The 15,100-nt window shown below is 71.5% G+C and carries 15 protein-coding genes; 5 read left to right on the forward strand and 10 right to left on the reverse strand.

Annotation, left to right across the window (positions count from 1 at the left end):
* Position 1: 1 nt before the first annotated feature.
* The 3 genes from mftC to mftA are packed head-to-tail and all read right to left on the reverse strand — an operon-like array spanning position 2 to position 1,552.
* Positions 2–1,168, reverse strand: coding sequence for a mycofactocin radical SAM maturase (gene mftC / locus ACIA5G_RS12285; protein WP_395922741.1), 1,167 nt, complete (start codon positions 1,166–1,168; stop codon positions 2–4).
* Positions 1,168–1,455: a mycofactocin biosynthesis chaperone MftB gene (mftB, locus tag ACIA5G_RS12290; protein ID WP_395922743.1), complete on the reverse strand. Its 288-nt coding sequence runs from the start codon at positions 1,453–1,455 to the stop codon at positions 1,168–1,170. Before mftB ends, mftC begins: the two co-directional genes overlap by 1 nt.
* A complete protein-coding gene (mftA, locus tag ACIA5G_RS12295) occupies positions 1,445–1,552 on the reverse strand; it encodes a mycofactocin precursor MftA (protein WP_395922745.1) in 108 nt (35 codons plus the stop codon). Before mftA ends, mftB begins: the two co-directional genes overlap by 11 nt.
* Positions 1,553–1,658: 106 nt before the next feature.
* Here mftA and mftR point away from each other — a divergent pair, with 106 nt between their 5' ends.
* A complete protein-coding gene (gene mftR / locus ACIA5G_RS12300; protein ID WP_395922746.1) occupies positions 1,659–2,306 on the forward strand; it encodes a mycofactocin system transcriptional regulator in 648 nt (215 codons plus the stop codon).
* Positions 2,307–2,324: 18 nt separating this feature from the next.
* Here mftR and ACIA5G_RS12305 read toward each other — a convergent pair whose 3' ends face one another.
* A complete protein-coding gene (locus tag ACIA5G_RS12305; RefSeq protein WP_395922747.1) occupies positions 2,325–2,798 on the reverse strand; it encodes a hypothetical protein in 474 nt (157 codons plus the stop codon).
* Between the two features lie 94 nt (positions 2,799–2,892).
* Positions 2,893–4,287: an APC family permease gene (locus ACIA5G_RS12310; RefSeq protein WP_395922749.1), complete on the reverse strand. Its 1,395-nt coding sequence runs from the start codon at positions 4,285–4,287 to the stop codon at positions 2,893–2,895.
* Between the two features lie 148 nt (positions 4,288–4,435).
* On the opposite strand from ACIA5G_RS12310, the gene ACIA5G_RS12315 reads away from it, so the two are divergent.
* The 3 genes from ACIA5G_RS12315 to ACIA5G_RS12325 all read left to right on the forward strand — a co-directional run bounded on the left by ACIA5G_RS12315 (position 4,436) and on the right by ACIA5G_RS12325 (position 7,243).
* Complete coding sequence (locus tag ACIA5G_RS12315; RefSeq protein WP_395922751.1) at positions 4,436–5,044, forward strand: TetR/AcrR family transcriptional regulator; 609 nt, start codon at positions 4,436–4,438, stop codon at positions 5,042–5,044.
* On the forward strand, positions 5,041–6,105 hold the full coding sequence (locus tag ACIA5G_RS12320) for a P1 family peptidase (RefSeq protein WP_395922752.1): 1,065 nt from the start codon (positions 5,041–5,043) through the stop codon (positions 6,103–6,105). The genes ACIA5G_RS12315 and ACIA5G_RS12320 overlap by 4 nt, the downstream gene beginning before the upstream one ends.
* A 61-nt stretch (positions 6,106–6,166) precedes the next feature.
* Positions 6,167–7,243, forward strand: coding sequence for an alpha/beta hydrolase (locus ACIA5G_RS12325; RefSeq protein ID WP_395922753.1), 1,077 nt, complete (start codon positions 6,167–6,169; stop codon positions 7,241–7,243).
* A gap of 4 nt (positions 7,244–7,247) precedes the next feature.
* Here the strand turns inward: ACIA5G_RS12325 and ACIA5G_RS12330 are convergent, their stop codons facing one another.
* From ACIA5G_RS12330 to ACIA5G_RS12350, 5 genes are read right to left on the reverse strand one after another with little or no spacing between them, the layout of a single operon-like run.
* Positions 7,248–8,933 carry a hypothetical protein gene (locus ACIA5G_RS12330; RefSeq protein WP_395922754.1) on the reverse strand — a complete coding sequence of 562 codons (1,686 nt, stop codon included), beginning with the start codon at positions 8,931–8,933 and terminating at the stop codon, positions 7,248–7,250.
* Between the two features lie 25 nt (positions 8,934–8,958).
* Positions 8,959–10,848 (reverse strand): glycoside hydrolase family 127 protein, encoded by a 1,890-nt coding sequence (locus tag ACIA5G_RS12335; protein ID WP_395922756.1) that lies wholly within the window; start codon positions 10,846–10,848, stop codon positions 8,959–8,961.
* Between the two features lie 14 nt (positions 10,849–10,862).
* Positions 10,863–11,672 (reverse strand): carbohydrate ABC transporter permease, encoded by an 810-nt coding sequence (locus tag ACIA5G_RS12340; RefSeq protein ID WP_395922758.1) that lies wholly within the window; start codon positions 11,670–11,672, stop codon positions 10,863–10,865.
* Entirely contained in the window at positions 11,669–12,592 is a 924-nt protein-coding gene (locus ACIA5G_RS12345; protein WP_395922759.1) for a carbohydrate ABC transporter permease, read from the reverse strand. Before ACIA5G_RS12345 ends, ACIA5G_RS12340 begins: the two co-directional genes overlap by 4 nt.
* A 5-nt stretch (positions 12,593–12,597) precedes the next feature.
* Complete coding sequence (locus ACIA5G_RS12350) at positions 12,598–13,896, reverse strand: ABC transporter substrate-binding protein (RefSeq protein ID WP_395922760.1); 1,299 nt, start codon at positions 13,894–13,896, stop codon at positions 12,598–12,600.
* 171 nt (positions 13,897–14,067) lie between these two features.
* Here ACIA5G_RS12350 and ACIA5G_RS12355 point away from each other — a divergent pair, with 171 nt between their 5' ends.
* Positions 14,068–15,099, forward strand: coding sequence for a LacI family DNA-binding transcriptional regulator (locus ACIA5G_RS12355; RefSeq protein ID WP_395922762.1), 1,032 nt, complete (start codon positions 14,068–14,070; stop codon positions 15,097–15,099).
* The last annotated feature ends 1 nt before the right edge of the window (position 15,100 follow it).

Consider the following 15,100-nt stretch of genomic DNA (forward strand, 5'->3'; position numbering starts at 1 on the left):
GTCAGGGCCTGAACCCGGCGAGAGGGTTCTCGTCGCAGGCGCGGTCCGGCGGGCGGCGCATGCCGATGGTCACCGGGACCGGGCGTCGCCGGTGGGAGTGGTCCAGCGACGGCTTCGGGACGCTGGTGACGCCGGCCAGCGCAAGTTCGCCGTGGCCACGCACGCATTCCGGGTCCGGCCCGTCGAGCGGCAGGCCGGTGAAGAACTTCGCGGCCATGCACCCGCCGCGGCAGGCGTCGAACGCCGAACACGACGTGCACGCGCCCCCGCTCTGCGGGCTGCGCAACGAGGTGAACAGCTCCGATTCGCGCCACACGCTCGTGAAACCCCCGCCGCCACGGACGTTGCCGGCCAGAAAGGTCTCGTGGATGGCGAACGGGCACGCGTAGACGTCGCCGACCGGGTCGACCAGGCACACCACCCGCCCGGCGCCGCACAGGTTCAGCCCCGGCAGGTCACCCTCGCCGTAACCCGCGAGGTGGAAGAACGAGTCCCCGGTGAGGACGTTCTCGCCGCTCGCGACCAGCCAGTCGTAAAGCTCGCGCTGCTGGGCGGCGGTCGGGTGCAGCTCGTCCCAGGTGTCGGCGCCACGCCCGGACGGGCGCAGCCGGGTGATCCGCAGCTGGGCGCGGTAGCGGTCGGCGATCGCCTTGAACTCGTCGAGCTGGCCCACGTTGTGCCGGGTCACCACCACCGAGATCTTGAAGTTCTCGAAGCCCGCGTCGGCGAGGTGCTCCATCGCGCGGATCGCGGTCGCGTACGAACCGGGGCCGCGGACGTGGTCGTTGACCTCGGCGGTGGCGCCGTCGAGGGAGATCTGGACGTCGACGTAGTCACTGGCGGCCAGGCGGCGGGCCACCTCGGGCGTGATCTTGATGCCGTTGGTGGAGAACTTGACCCCGACGTGGTGCTCGGTCGCGTAGTCGACCAGCTCCCAGAAGTCCGGGCGCACGGTCGGCTCACCGCCGCCGATGTTGACGTAGAACACCTGCATGCGCTCGAACTCGTCGATCAGCGCCTTGCACTCGGCGGTACTGAGCTCGCGCGGGTCCCGCCGTCCCGAAGAGGAAAGGCAGTGCACACAAGACAAGTTGCAGGCGTAGGTCAGTTCCCAGGTGAGGCAGATGGGCGCGTCGAGCCCGTACTGGAATTCGTCCACGAGGGACATCAGAGACTCCTCGGCTGGATCATCCGCGACGCGGCCAGTGCGGCCAGCGCGGCGCGGTAGCGGGGCAGCTCCGGCGGCCCGACCCCCGCGCCGGCACACGCGGCGCGGGCGGTCGGGTGCTCGGCCAGGGACCGGACGACGGTCAGCAGCGCCGGGCTCTTGAGGAACGACAGGCGGCGGGTGCCGAAGTGGTAGAGCAGCGCCCCGAACCGCTCAGGCCGGATCGAGACCTGTTCGTCGAGGCGCCAGGCCGTGTCCAGGTCGAACGGGCCGGGGTCAGTAGACACCGCACATCCCGTCGATCGAGACCTCCTCGACCAGCAGATCTTCGGCCACCACGGTGTCCTCGGCGGGGGTGGGCTGTTCGACGGGCTGCTCGGTCATCGTGACTCCCTTGGCACTCAGACGATTTCGGCACGCTGTGACGAATATCAGGCAGAGTAATGTCACGTAGTGCCAGAAACAACCCCGGGAAGGGAACGGCACTCGGATGACCGAACGCACCCCCGCCGCAGGCACAGGCACCCGCCGCGGCCGCCCGCCCGGCACGAGCGCGCGCGAGCTGGAGGTCATCGCCCTGCGGCTGTTCACCGAGCGGGGTTTCCACGAGACGACGGTCGACGAGATCGCCGCGGCCGCCGGGGTCAGCCGCCGGACGTTCTTCCGGTACTACGACGCCAAGTCCGACGTGCTGTGGAACGAGTTCGACCACGAGGTCGAGACGATCACCAAGCTGCTCGCCGCGGCGTCCGGCGACCTGCCGATGATGGACGCGGTCCGCGAGGCGGTGCTCGAAGCGAATCACTACGGCGCCGACAACGTGCCCGAGCTGCGGATGCGCATGAACCTGGTCAGCTCGGTCCCCGAGCTTGCGGCGAGCGCGGCGCGCCACTACGACGCGTGGGAGCGCGCGGTCAGCGCCTACGTGGCCGGGCGGACCGGGCACCCCGCGGATTCGCTGTACCCGCTGGCGGTGGGACGCGCGGTGCTGGCGACCTGCCGCGCGGCGTACGAGCGCTGGTCGGCGCGGGCGGACGCGGACCTGACGGTGTACCTGGACGCGGCGTTGCGCGCGCTGGCCGGCGGGTTCGCCGACCCGGCGGACACCGCCGAGCCCCAGCCCCTGGCCGGCGGCTGAGACCCGGCAATCACGAGGTCAGTTCCGGCACGTCCAGAGCGTGCCGATCTGCCGCGTGTTGTCGGTGCTGATCGCGGTCGGGTGGAGCGGGTAGGTGCTCCCGAGCTGGGGCAACTGCAACTCGCGGCCGTGCTTCCAGCGCGCCGGGGACCCGTTGCGGTTCTTCGCCGCGACCACGCCGTTCGCGGCGAGGACCCCGCGCTGGGCATAGGTGCTGTCCGGCAGCGGGCGCTCGGCTCCGGTTACCACGTTGATGTAGGTGAGCTCGTCGCCTTCCGCGCCGCCGCGGTCGGCGATCAGCACACCCCCGGCCAGGTCGGTCGCGCGGTGCCCGCCCGGGCCGATCACCGGGAACGACCGCACGACGGTGCCGTCCAGCCGGTAGACCGTCTGCACCTCGTCGCCGGCGAACCCCGCCGAGCTGAGACCGTGGACGTTGATGCCGGTCGCCCCGGAGCCCGGCTTGCCCGGCTCCGGCAGGAACGTCGTCACCCCGCCGGCGTTGATCGCGGACGGGACGAACGACCCGAGGTCGGTCGTGACTCCGTCGCGGACGCCGTCGCCGGCACGGCGACCGCCAGCACGCTCACGTTCGAGCCGGCCCTTCGGTTGAGTCCTCGGGCACGGCTTCCGTGGGCTCCGCCAGGCGCCACCCACCGCGGCGGCGCAGCACCAGCAGGTAGTAACCGGTCGCCAGCACCACGATCCCGGCCGTGACGATCAGGCTGGGCCGGCCCACCACCGGGTCGAGGACGTTCTGGTACACCACGAACACCAGCACGGCCAGGGCGAGCACCGGCGCGACCGGGAACCACGGCATGCGGTACTGCGCGTGCGCGGTCGCGCCCGTCCGGCGGCCGATGATCGCGCCGAGGCACAACGCTCCGTACACCGCGACGATGGACGTGCTCGTCACCACCAGCAGCAGCTGCGGATCGACGTAACACAGCAGCGCCGCCACCACCCCGGTGCCGATCGTCGCCACCCACGGCGTCCCGAAGCGGGGGTGCACCGCGGCCAGCGCGCGGTTGACCACACCGGGCCAGGCGCGGTCGCGGCCGCTGCTGAACACCAGCCGCGAGCTGATCAGGACGATCGCCAGCACGGCGTTCATGATCGCGAGCGCGACGGCGAGGCTGATGACCGTGTCGAGTGTGCTGCCACCGCGGGCGGAGATGAAGGCGGACAACATGTTCTCCGCGCCGAACAGTCCGTTGAGGTCGGGTGCGCCGAGCAGCACCGCCGTCACCGGGACGAGCTCGGCGACCACGGTGATGCCGAGCGCGAGCAGGATCGCCTTGGCGATGCCGCGCGGCGCGTCCTGGGTCTCCTCGCCGAAGTACACCGCCGAGCCGTAACCGTTGTAGGCGAACATCGCGACCGCCATCGCGATCACGATGGCGCCGACCGTCGCCGGGCCGCCGTCGGCCGCCACCGGGTGGGCGAGCAGGTCGGTGAACGGCCTTGCCGGGTGCACCAGGCCGAGCGCGCTCACCACGACCAGCGCGAGGATCTCGATCGCCAGGAAGATCCCGGTCACCCAGGCGTTCAGCTTGATGTCGAACACCCCGACGACGGCGGCCAGCACGCACGTCACGGCACCCACGGCCGGCCCCGGCAGGCCGGGCAGCAGCACTCCCAGATAGGTGCCGACGCCCAGCGCGATCACCGCGACGATGAGGACCTGGGTGATGATCATCAGTCCCAGCACGGCGAAACCGGGCAGCCGGCCGAGGGTGCGCGCGACGATCGCGTACTCGCCGCCGGCCAGCGGGAACGCCGACGCGAGCTCGGCGTAGACGAACGCCATGAACACGCCCACGACCGCCGCGGCCGCGAAGCTCAGGAACGCGCCGGTGCCGGCGCCGGTGAGCACCCCCGGCGCGATGATGAACACCGAGGAGGCGGGGCTGATCGCCGAGAGCGTGATGAGCAGGGTGCCGAGGGTGCGCAGACCGCGGCGCAGGGCAGGGGTGGTCACGACCAGGCCTCCAGTTCTCTGAAGCTCCTTCGAAAAACCAGGTGACCACGGATCAAAGGCGGTGCGCCCCGCTACGTCAAGGGAAGGACACATCACGGTTGAGTCGCGACGGTTGCGTTTTCCGAACGTCCTTCGAAGAATGACTCGCATGGCACGACCGAGCAGGGCCCCCGAGCGCCGGGCCGAGCTGATCGCCGTGGCGCGGCGCGCCGTGGTCGAACGCGGGTTGCTCAACCTGCGGCTGCGGGACATCGCCGACGGTGCCGGCCTGTCTTCGGGTTCGGTGCTCTACTACTTCCCCACCCTGGCCGACCTGCTCCAGGAGGTGCAGCACGAAGCCGTCGAACGCTTCTGCACCACCCGGGAGCAGGCTGCCAGGACCGGGACCCCGCGCGAACGGCTGCTCGCGACGATCCGCAGCGGCCTGCCCACCGGCCCGGACGACGAACTGTGCGTGCTGCTCTACGAGCTCGGCACGATCGCCCGCCGCGACCCGGTGTACGCCGCCCGGCACATCGCGCTGTACGAGCGGCAGGTGGGGATCTACACCGGCATCCTCGAAGCCGGCGCGGCGACCGGCGAGTTCACCCTGACCGCCGACGCGGTCGCGATCGCGCGGAACCTCGTCGCGCTCGAGGACGGCTACGGCCTGCACCTCACCCAGGCCGTGCCGACCCTGGAACGGGCCACCGCCGAAGCGATGCTGCTGTCGTTCGCCCGGATCGCCACCACCTGCCCCCTGGAGGAACCGTCATGACCCGTGCCCGCGACCTGGGCATCCCGCTGCCCGGCCGGCCCGGCACGCACAACGCGCTCACCGACGTCCCCGGTGTCGAAGTCGGCTACACGACGCTGATCGAAGGCGAATCGGTGCGCACCGGCGTCACCGCGGTGCTGCCGCGTGGCCGCGCGGACTTCGCCGTGCCGTGTGCCGCGGGGACGTTCTCCCTCAACGGCAACGGCGAGATGACCGGCGGCGCGTGGCTCGCCGAGACCGGCTCGCTGACGCTGCCGGTGCTGATCACCAACACCCACGCGGTCGGCGCGTGCCACCGCGGGGTGATCGACTGGGTGGTGCGCGAGCGCCCCGACGTCGCGGCCGAGTGGCTGCTGCCGGTGGTCGCCGAGACTTGGGACGGCTACCTCAACGACATCAACGCCCCGACGATCCACAGTGGACACGTCGCCGCGGCGATCGACGCGGCTCGCGGGGGTGCGATCGACGAGGGTTCCGTCGGCGGCGGCACCGGGATGACCTGTTACGGCTTCAAGGGCGGCACCGGCACGGCGTCGCGGGTCGTGGCCCACGGCGCGGACGAGTACACGGTCGGCGCGCTGGTCCAGGCGAACTTCGGCAGCCGCCGGGAGCTGACGGTCGCCGGCGAAGCCGTGGGATCCGTGCTGGCGGCGGACGATCCGCTGGCGGAGTGGTCACCGGCGCCGCCCGGCGCGGGGTCGGTGATCGTCGTCGTGGGCACGGACGCGCCGCTGCTGCCGGGGCAGTGCGCGGCGCTCGCCCGCCGCGTCCCGCTCGGCCTGGCCCGCACCGGGACGACGGGCTCGCACTTCTCCGGCGACCTGTTCCTCACCTTCAGCACGGCCAACCCCGGCGCCCTCACCAGCTCCTTCCCGCGCACGGAGGAGGCCGAGTACGAGACGCTCCGCTTCGTGCCGTGGGGCCGGATCGACCCGTTCTTCGAGGCCGTCGTGCAGGTGGTGGAGGAGGCGGTGCTCAACGCGCTCGTCGCCAACCGGGAGCTGACCGGCCACCGCGGACACCGGGTGCCCGCCCTGCCCGCCGGGCACTGGCTCCCCTGACGGGGGTGGACTCCGTGATCATCCCGATGTCGCGCGGCGGCGGCGTCAATACGGTCAAACCATGCGAAAAGCACTCGTCGCCGGGCTCACCGGTGTCCTCCTGACCACCACGGTCTCCGCCGCCGCGGCCACTCCGGCCCGGCTCGGCCTGCCCGCGCCGACCGGCCCGTACGCCGTCGGAACCACCGATCTGCACCTCGTCGACCACGCCCGGCCGGATCCGTGGGTCGCGGGCACGACCCGGGAGCTGATGGTGACCGTCCGGTACCCGGCGCGGCCGGGCAGCGGCCCGAAAGCGCCGTACCTGACGCCGGGCGCCGCGAAGGTCGTGTCCGAAGAGGACGCGGCGCAGCTCGGCATTTCCGCGGACCGCCTGGACTACACGTTTCCCACCCACGCCCGCACCGGCGTTCCCGCGGCCGGCGGACGGCGCCCCGTCGTGCTCTACTCCCCCAGCGCCAAGTACCCGCGCTCGGTCGGCACCGCGCAGCTGGAGCAGCTCACGAGCGAGGGTTACGTGACGGTGGCGATCGACCACACCCACGAGCCGGCGGCGGTGGAGTTCCCCGGCGGCCGCGTCGAACGGCGGGCACTGCCCCCGGGCACCGACGGCAAGCTGCTCATCGCCACCCGGGTGGCCGACACCCGGTTCGTCCTCGACGAGCTGAAGTCCCGGAAACTCCCGGCCGGGCTGTCCCTCGACCTGACCCGGGTCGGCATGTTCGGCCACTCCGCGGGCGGGTTCACCACCGGCGAGACGATGGTGTCGGACCCGCGCATCAACGCGGGCGCGGACCTCGACGGCAGCATGGCCTACTCCCAGTCCGCCCGCGACTACGGCCGCGTCGCGGACGAAGGACTCGACCGACCCTTCCTGCTGCTGAGCGCCGGCGACCACAGCTCGGCGTCCGACGGTTCGTGGCAGGAGTTCCTGAGCCACCAGCGCGGCCCGGTCCACCAAGCCCACCTGGCCGACGGCGAGCACTTCAGCTACACGGACTACCAGGCCCTCCTCCCCCGGCTCGACCTGGACCCGGCGTCGATCGCGCCGTTCATCGGCACCGTCGACGCCGGGCGCAGCATCGCCACCCAACGCGCGTCGCTGAGCGCGTTCTTCACCCGATACCTCCCGCGGTGAGAGGTCAGGTGAGCTGGACGTAGTCGAGTTCGGCGTAACCCGTGCCACCGGCGAAGAACGGCGCGCCCTTGGCCAGCCGGATCGTGTTGTACCCCGCGTGCAGAGTGACGCTCGTCGAGACGGTCGAGCCGAACTGGCCCCAGCCGGCGGTCGGCGGATAGCTGACCGTCGACCAGCCGCCGCCGTTGTAGGCCAGGCCCTGCGTCGACGTCGCTCCGGTGCCGTTCGCGTACCCGATGGTCATCGTGTACGCGCGGGCGCTCGGCACGTTCACCACGAAGTCGAGGTAACTGTCGCTACGCGGGTCACCGCTGTTGTCGATCCGGCCGACGTAACCACCGTTCGACGCGCTCGAACCCGCCAGCCGCTGCGCGCGGAACACGGACGCGTTCTCCGCCTCGTACCGCTGCTGGTAGGCGGGCAGGCCGCTGGTCGGTTCGACGACCAGGTGGTACGCGCTCGTCGCCGACATGTTCGGCACGGGCACCGTGATCTGCCCGTTCGCGACGGTGTAGGTCGACGTCGACAGCACGGTCGGCGCGGTCACCGCGGTGAACCGGCCCGACGACGGCGTCGACTCGAGCGTGACGCGGACCGTGCCGCCGAGCCCGGTCACCCGCACCGAGTTCGTCCCCGCCTCGTCACCGAACACGACGTCGACGCGCTTGCGCGTGGTGTCGTAGGAGGCGAACCCGTCCAGGCCGGTCTGCGCGGGCGGCGTTGTGCTCACCATCGAGCCCGCCATGTCGCCGTACCACTTGTACAGCCACCACGTCCCGGTCGGCTGGTTGTTGTTGACGACCAGGCCGTTCACGGTCCCGTACTCGTACCAGAACGCCCGGTCGGCGGCCGCCACCCCGGCGCGTTCCAGCTTCGAGACGTAGTTCGCGACCCGGCCGGGCACGTCGACCTCGTCGGTCCACGCGTACTCGTTGATGAAGATCTGCCGCGGGCTGATGCCGAGCGACGACTCCAGCGATCGGTACGCCGCGACGTCGGCCGCGATCGCCCCGCTGCTGTGGTTCAGCTCGTGCCAGACCACGAGGTCCGGCACGGTGTTCGTGTTCTTCGCGTTCGTCAGGAACGCCCGCATCCGGGTGGCGTCCCAGCCCGCGTAGCCGGGCCCCGCGACCGGGGTGCGGGTGTCGCGGGTCCGGATCCGCTGGACCGTGCGCGTCCACCCGGCGTTGAAGTCGCCCGCCTTGGCCGTGTCCCAGGTCCAGTCCGGCTCGTTCCAGATCTCCCACGCGGCCACGTTGCTCACCGAAGTGGCGGCCAGCCGCTTCGAGACCATGGTGTCCACTTTGGCCAGCCAGTCGTCCCAGCTCACCCACTTGTAGGGGAAGTCCGGGTAGATGTCCGGCATCCGGACCACCTGCGCGGCGCCGACGCGGTCCGCCTGCGGCGCGATCTTCAGGGCGTCCCCGCCGGCCGGCTGGCCGTTCGGCTTCTGCCCGACGTCCGGGGGCGGCTGGGTGAGGGTGTTCAGCTTGAGGGGCAGCAGGGTGCTGTCGGCGGGCCGGTTGTTCTCGGCCAGCGCGTACAGGCCACCGGCGGCGGCGTGCGTCACCGGCCGGAACGGGGCCGCGGCGTCCACCACCAGGGTGTGGCCCGCGGCCTCGGCCGGCGCCGCGGTGAGGGCGGCGATGACGGTGACCGCCGAAGCGAGCGCGAGAGTTCGTCGTGACATCGGTACCTCCGGTGCGGGGACGGGGTCATTCCGTGGTGACGGCCGGGATCCAGACCCGCATCGGGCCGGGTTCCCGGTTGCCCCACCGGAAGTACGGGATCGCGGTCAGCTCGACCGGCTCGCCGGGAGCCACGGCCGGAGTGCCGCCGGGGTACAGCTCGTCCGACGCGGGCGGCTCGAGCCTGCCGCGCGCGGTGAGCGTCACGGGGATGTCCGGCGCCTGCCCGGTCGTCAGCGGTGCGGCCGGGTCGATCCGGACGTCTTCCAGCGTGACGCCGGCGGGCAGGTCGGCCTGCTCCAGGCAGTAGACGAGCGGGCCCCGCGTGGCGGCGACACAGCCGCGCACGGCGTCGATCCGCGGGTGCGGCCGGACGAGCCGGGCGGGCATCGGCAGGTCGAGCGTCACCGTGGCGCCGGCGGACCAGTCCCGGCGCACCTCGGTGTACCCGTCGCGGACGTCGGCCGGCGCGCCGTCGACCAGAGCGCCGGACGCCCAGCCGGGGATCCGCAGGACCAGGGTGAGCGCGGCGTCCGTCGTCACCGAGACTTCCACCCGGCCGTCCCACGGGTACCCGGTGCGCGTGACGAGGTGGACGTCCGCACCGTCCACAGTGGTGTGCAGCTCGCCGTCGGCGTACAGGTGCACCTGGAGCCCGCCGTGGTCGGTGGTGGCCACGTACCCGGACAGCGAGGCGACGAGCCGGGCGAGGTTGGGCGGGCAGCAGGCGCAGGAATACCAGGGCAGGCGCTGCGACGGCGCGTCCTCGTGTGAGCCGTCGTGGCCGGTCCGCAGCTGCAGCGGGTTGGCGTAGAAGAAGTGCGTGCCGTCCAGCGCGGTCGAGCCGGCGATCACGTTGTACAGCGTGCGTTCCATCTCGTCGGCGTACTTGCCCTCGCCGGTGGCCAGGAGCATCCGCCAGTTCCACTGGAAGCTCGCGATCCCGGCGCAGGTCTCGCCGTAGGCCCGGTCGGGCGGCAGCTCGTACGGGTCGCCGAACGCCTCGTCGCGGTGGCGCGATCCCTGGGCGCCGGTGAGGTAGGTCTTGGCGCCGAACGCGTCGGCCCAGAGCCGGCGGGCGCTGTCGAGCAGGTTGTCGTCGCGGGTCTCGACGGCGACGTCCACCACGCCGGCGAGCAGGTAGAGCTGCCGGACCACGTGCCCGGCGACTTCGTCCGCCGCACGCACGGGGACGTGGTCCTGCAGGTACCGCGAGCCGAACCGCTCGCCGTTGAGCAGCCCGTGCCCCCGCAGGTCCAGGAAGCGCCGCGCCAGGTCGAGGTACGGCCGGTGCCCGGTCACCCGGTACAGCTCGACCAGCGCGGTCTCGATCTCCGGGTGCCCGTCGACGTCGTCCACGGCCGAAAACCGGTCCACGATCAGGTCCGCAAAACGCCGGGCGACCGTGACGAGCTGCGCGCCCACCCCGGCCCGCGCGGCGGCCACAGCGGCCTGGATCAGGTGGCCCGCGCAGTACAGCTCGTGGCTCCAGTGCAGCTCCCGCCACCGCAGCCCGGGCTTGTCGACGGCGAAGTACGAGTTCAAGTAGCCGTCGTCCCCCTGCGCCTTCGCCACCAGCGCGGCCGTGGTGTCGAGGAACGCGCGCAGCTCGGCGTCGTCCGGCGTCCGGCCGAGCTGCCACGCGGCGGCTTCGAGGGTCTTGTAGACGTCGGAGTCGGCGAACCACATGTTCCGGTGGGCGCCGTCGACCTCGCCGGTGACACGCCGGAGGTTGTCCAAGGCGCCCGCCGCGTCGAGCTGCTCGACGCAGTGCGGCAGCGTCCGGCTCGCGTTGCGCCGCTGCCAGTCGCCCAGAAAACTCCGTGCCGTGAAGGTGACGGCGCCGAGGAACAGCGGCCGCAGCGCCGAAGTCGCGGCGGACGTGGGGTGGACGGGCCCGAGGATGCGTTCGGTCATCGAGTGCTCCTGTCTCAGCCCTTGAGGGCTCCCGAGGTGAAGCCGCGGACGTAGTACCGCTGCAGGACGAGGAAGACCGCCACGCACGGCAGGGCGGAGACCACCACACCCGCTTGCAGGGCCCCGAAGTCGACCGAGCCGAGGCTGCCGGACTGGAGGTTGAACAACGCGAGCGGCAGGGTGAACTTCTCACCGTCGGTGAGGAAGATCAGCGGTGCGACGAACTCGTTCCACGCCGCCAGGAAGGAAAACAGGGCGATGGTGACGATGCCCGGGAGCACTCCGCGCAGCAGGACCCGGCGTAGTGCGCCGCCGATCGAGCAGCCGTCGATCAGCGCGGCCTCTTCGAGCTCCACCGGCAGCGCTTCGAAGGAGTTGCGCATCATGAACAGGCCGAACGGCAGCTGCAGCACGGCCATCACCAGGCCCAGCCCGATCAGCGAGTTCTGCAGGCCGAGCCAGCCGAGCAGGATGTAGAGCGGCACCAGGATCGTCGTGTACGGCACCATCAAGATGGCCAGCGTGACGAGGAACAGCACGTTGCGGCCGGGAAAGGCGAGCCGGGCCATCGCGTACCCGCCGAGCGTGGTCGTCACGACGGTGACGGCCACCGCCACCAGCGCGACCACGGTCGTGTTGACGAGGTAGGTGCCGAGGCCGCTGCCGTAGTCGGCGAGCCGCCGGTAGTTGCCGGTCCCGAAACCGTCACCCGCGGCCTCCCGCCCGGCGACCGACGAATAGAGCGTCCACAGCAGCGGCAGCAGGAACAGCACGGCCAGCGCGGCCGTCGTCACGTGCAGGCCGGCGGCCCGCAGCCGGTTCACTTCCCCTCCCGGCGGATCAGCCGCAGCTGGGCGACGTTCAGCACGATCAGCACGGCGAGCGTCGCCACCGAGACCGCGGCCGCACGGCCGAGGTCCTGGGACAGGAAGGCCTCGCGGTAGATGTCGATGACCACTGTGGCGGTGTCGTGCCGGCCGCCGGTGAGGATGAAGAACTGGTCGAACGCCAGCAGCGAGCCGGTCAGCGACAGCACCATCGCCAGCGCGAGTGTCGGGCGCAGCAGCGGCAGCGTCACCCGCCACAGGATCTGCCACCGGTTCGCGCCGTCGATGCGCGCGGCTTCGTACAGCGCCGGGTCGATGCCCTGCAGGCCGGTCATCAGGATCAGCATGTAGAACCCGGCGAACCGCCAGGTGATCATCCCGACGGCCGAGCCGAGCGCATTGCCGCCGGAGCCGAGCCAGTCCACCCGGCCGAAGCCGAGGAAGTCCACGAGGCCGTTGAGCGCGGACGAATCGGTGTTGAACAGCCCGTAGAACAGCAGGCTGGTCGACGCGAGCCCGACCGCGCTGGGCAGGAAGAAGACGGTGCGGGCCACGCCGGTGCCCGGCCGGTCGTGCTGCACCAGCAACGCCAGTCCGAAGGCGACGAGGCTGAGCACGACCGTGGTCACCAAGGTGTACTTCAGCGTGAACCACACGGCGCGCAGGAACAGCGGGTCGCTCAGCGCGTCGTAGTTCTCGACGCCGTTGGGCGCCGACGCGCCGACCAGCGGCCAGTGGCTGACCGACATCCACAGCATCAGCCCGAGCGGGATGACGAAGAAGACGGCGACCAGCACGGCCATCGGGGCGGCGTAGGTGAGCCCGAGCCGGCGCCGTCCCCGGCTGATCGAGCCGCGGCGGCGGGGTGTCGGCGCCGGGGAGTCCGGCGCCGACACCCGCGAGGACAGCAGGGACACCACGGTCAGCCGCCGCTGGCGAGGGAGTCGGTGACGGCCGCGTTGTGCTGCTTCAGGATCGAGCCGACGTCACCGCCGCCGAACACCGCGTCGATCACCGTCTGCGTCCAGGGACCGTTGGTGTCGTTGAACGTCTTGCCGAAGTTGACCGAGATCGGCGTCTGGCCCTGGCCGGCGAGCCGGTTGAACACGCCGAGCCGCGGATCCTGTTTCGCGTAGGTGTTGTCGGCGAGGTCCGACCGCACGGTGATGTTCTTGCTCTTCGCCACGACGTCCACCTGGGCCTGCTCCGACAGCGTCCAGGAGATGAAGTCCCACGCGGCCGCGGCGTGCCGGCTGTTGCTGCCGATCCCGAGCACGTCCCCGCCGACGAACGTCGAGCTGCCGCCGGTGAGCCCGGGGATCGGGGCGACGCCGACCTGCAGGCCCGGCCCCTCTTTCATGCCCTGCAACGCGGTCGCGCCCATCGGCTGGATGCCGATCTTGCCGTCGAGGAACGCCTGCGTCCAGGTGGGCCCGGACTCGTTCTTCGCCGAGGCGGGCACGATGCCGTCGGTGTACATCGTGCGCAGCAGGGAGTAGACCTGCGCCGCCTGGGGGCTGTCCAGCGTGGCGGCGGTGCCCTGGTCGTTGAGCACCGTGCCGCCGGAGGCCCAGATCATCGGCCAGCTGGTGAACAGCTGGCAGCCCGGGCAGGCGCCGCCGAAGAAGTACCCCTTGACGTCCCCGCCGAGCGTGGTGATCTTGCGGGCGGCGGCGACCAGTTCGTCCAAAGTGGCCGGTGGGTGCTCCGGGTCGAGGCCGGCGCGGGTGAACAGCACCTTGTTGTAGAACACCGCGGACAGGTCGATGTCGTGCGGGACGGCGAAGTGCTTGCCCTCGTAGGTGGCCGTCTTCAGGTGCGCCGGTGCCAGCGCGCCCTTGAACGGCAGCTGGTTCACGCGGGCGGTGAGGTCGAGGAACAGGCCCTTGGCCGCGTAGTTGGGCGCGTAGACGACGTCAGCCGCCAGGAGGTCCGGCAGCTGCTTCGCCCCCGCGGCGGTGCCGACTTTCTGCTGGTAGGAGTCGGCCGGGAAGACGGTCAGCTTGACCTTGTTCCGGTGGCTCGCGTTGTAGGCGTCGATCAGGGTCTGGCTGAAGGTGGCCGTGGGCGAGCGGGTCCACATGGTGATCGTGGTGCCGTCGTCCACCCCGGCGGTGTCCCCCGCCGCGGACTCGGACGGGCCGCTCTGGCAGGCCGCGAGGACGAGCACGCCCAGCACGGCGGCCGCGACCCGGGCCCGGGATCGGATGTGCGAAGTCATCGACTCTCCTAACGGGAGGCCGCCTGGCGGTGTCGAGAGCGAACCGGGGAAAATTAGGAAACCGGTTGCCGACTCAAGCTAGGCCCCTCTTCGCGGGCTCGTCAAGGGCTGTTTCCCCGTAATGAGCGGCTACTTTTGGTCATCACCGGACGCGGAAGGTACTGTGCGACCATGCCTCCGCGGAAACTTTCGGAAACTCCCGGAAACCCGGCCAAGCCGGCGACGATCAGTGAGGTCGCCCTGCTGGCCGGCGTTTCCGTCGGCACGGCGTCGAAGGCGCTCAACGGCCGCGGGTCGTTGCGCCCGGAGACCCGGCAGCGGGTGCTGTCCGCGGCCGAGCAGCTGGGGTTCCAGCCCAACCGCGCGGCCGTGACGCTGAACTCCGGCCGCACCTACACCGTCGGCATGATCACCACCGACACGATCGGCCGGTTCAGCATCCCGCTGATGATGGGCGCGGAGGACGCGCTGGGCGCCGGCGAGATGTCGGTCTTCCTCTGCGACGCCCGCGACGACCCGATCCGGGAGCAGTACTACCTGCGCACCCTGCTGTCCCGCCGGGTCGACGGCATCATCGTCACCGGCCGCCGGACCCAGGCCCGCGCGCCGATCGGCGCGGCGCTGCCGATTCCCGTGGTGTACGCCTTCATCAGCTCCGCCGACCCGGACGACTGCTCCGTCGTGCCGGACGAGGCGGGCGGCGCCCGCAAGGCCGTCGACCACCTCCTGGCCACCGGACGCCGCCGCATCGCCCACATCACCGGTCCCGAGCACCACCACTCGGCGACCGTGCGTGCCTCCGCCGCCGCCGGACGGCTCGCCGAGGCCGGGCTGGACCTCGTCGGCGCCCCGATGTTCGGCGAGTGGAGCGAGGCGTGGGGCCGGCAGGCGGTGCGGATGCTGCTGGGCGCCGGCGACCCCTTCGACGCGGTGTTCTGCGGCAGCGACCAGATCGCCCGCGGGGTCGCCGACGCGCTGCAGGCGGCCGGCCGCCGGGTGCCCGGCGACGTCGCCCTCGTCGGGTTCGACAACTGGGACGTGATGGCGCTGGCCTGCCAGCCGCCGCTGACCAGCGTCGACATGGAACTCGAGGCGCTCGGGCGGACCGCCGCCGACCTGCTGCTGGCGGCGATCAACGGTGAGCCCTCCCCCGGCCGGCACACCCACCCGTGCCGGCTGGTCATCCGCGACTCGACGGCCTGAG

Origin of the sequence: Amycolatopsis sp. NPDC051758 (assembly GCF_044453095.1) — a bacterium.
Classification (GTDB): domain Bacteria; phylum Actinomycetota; class Actinomycetes; order Mycobacteriales; family Pseudonocardiaceae; genus Amycolatopsis.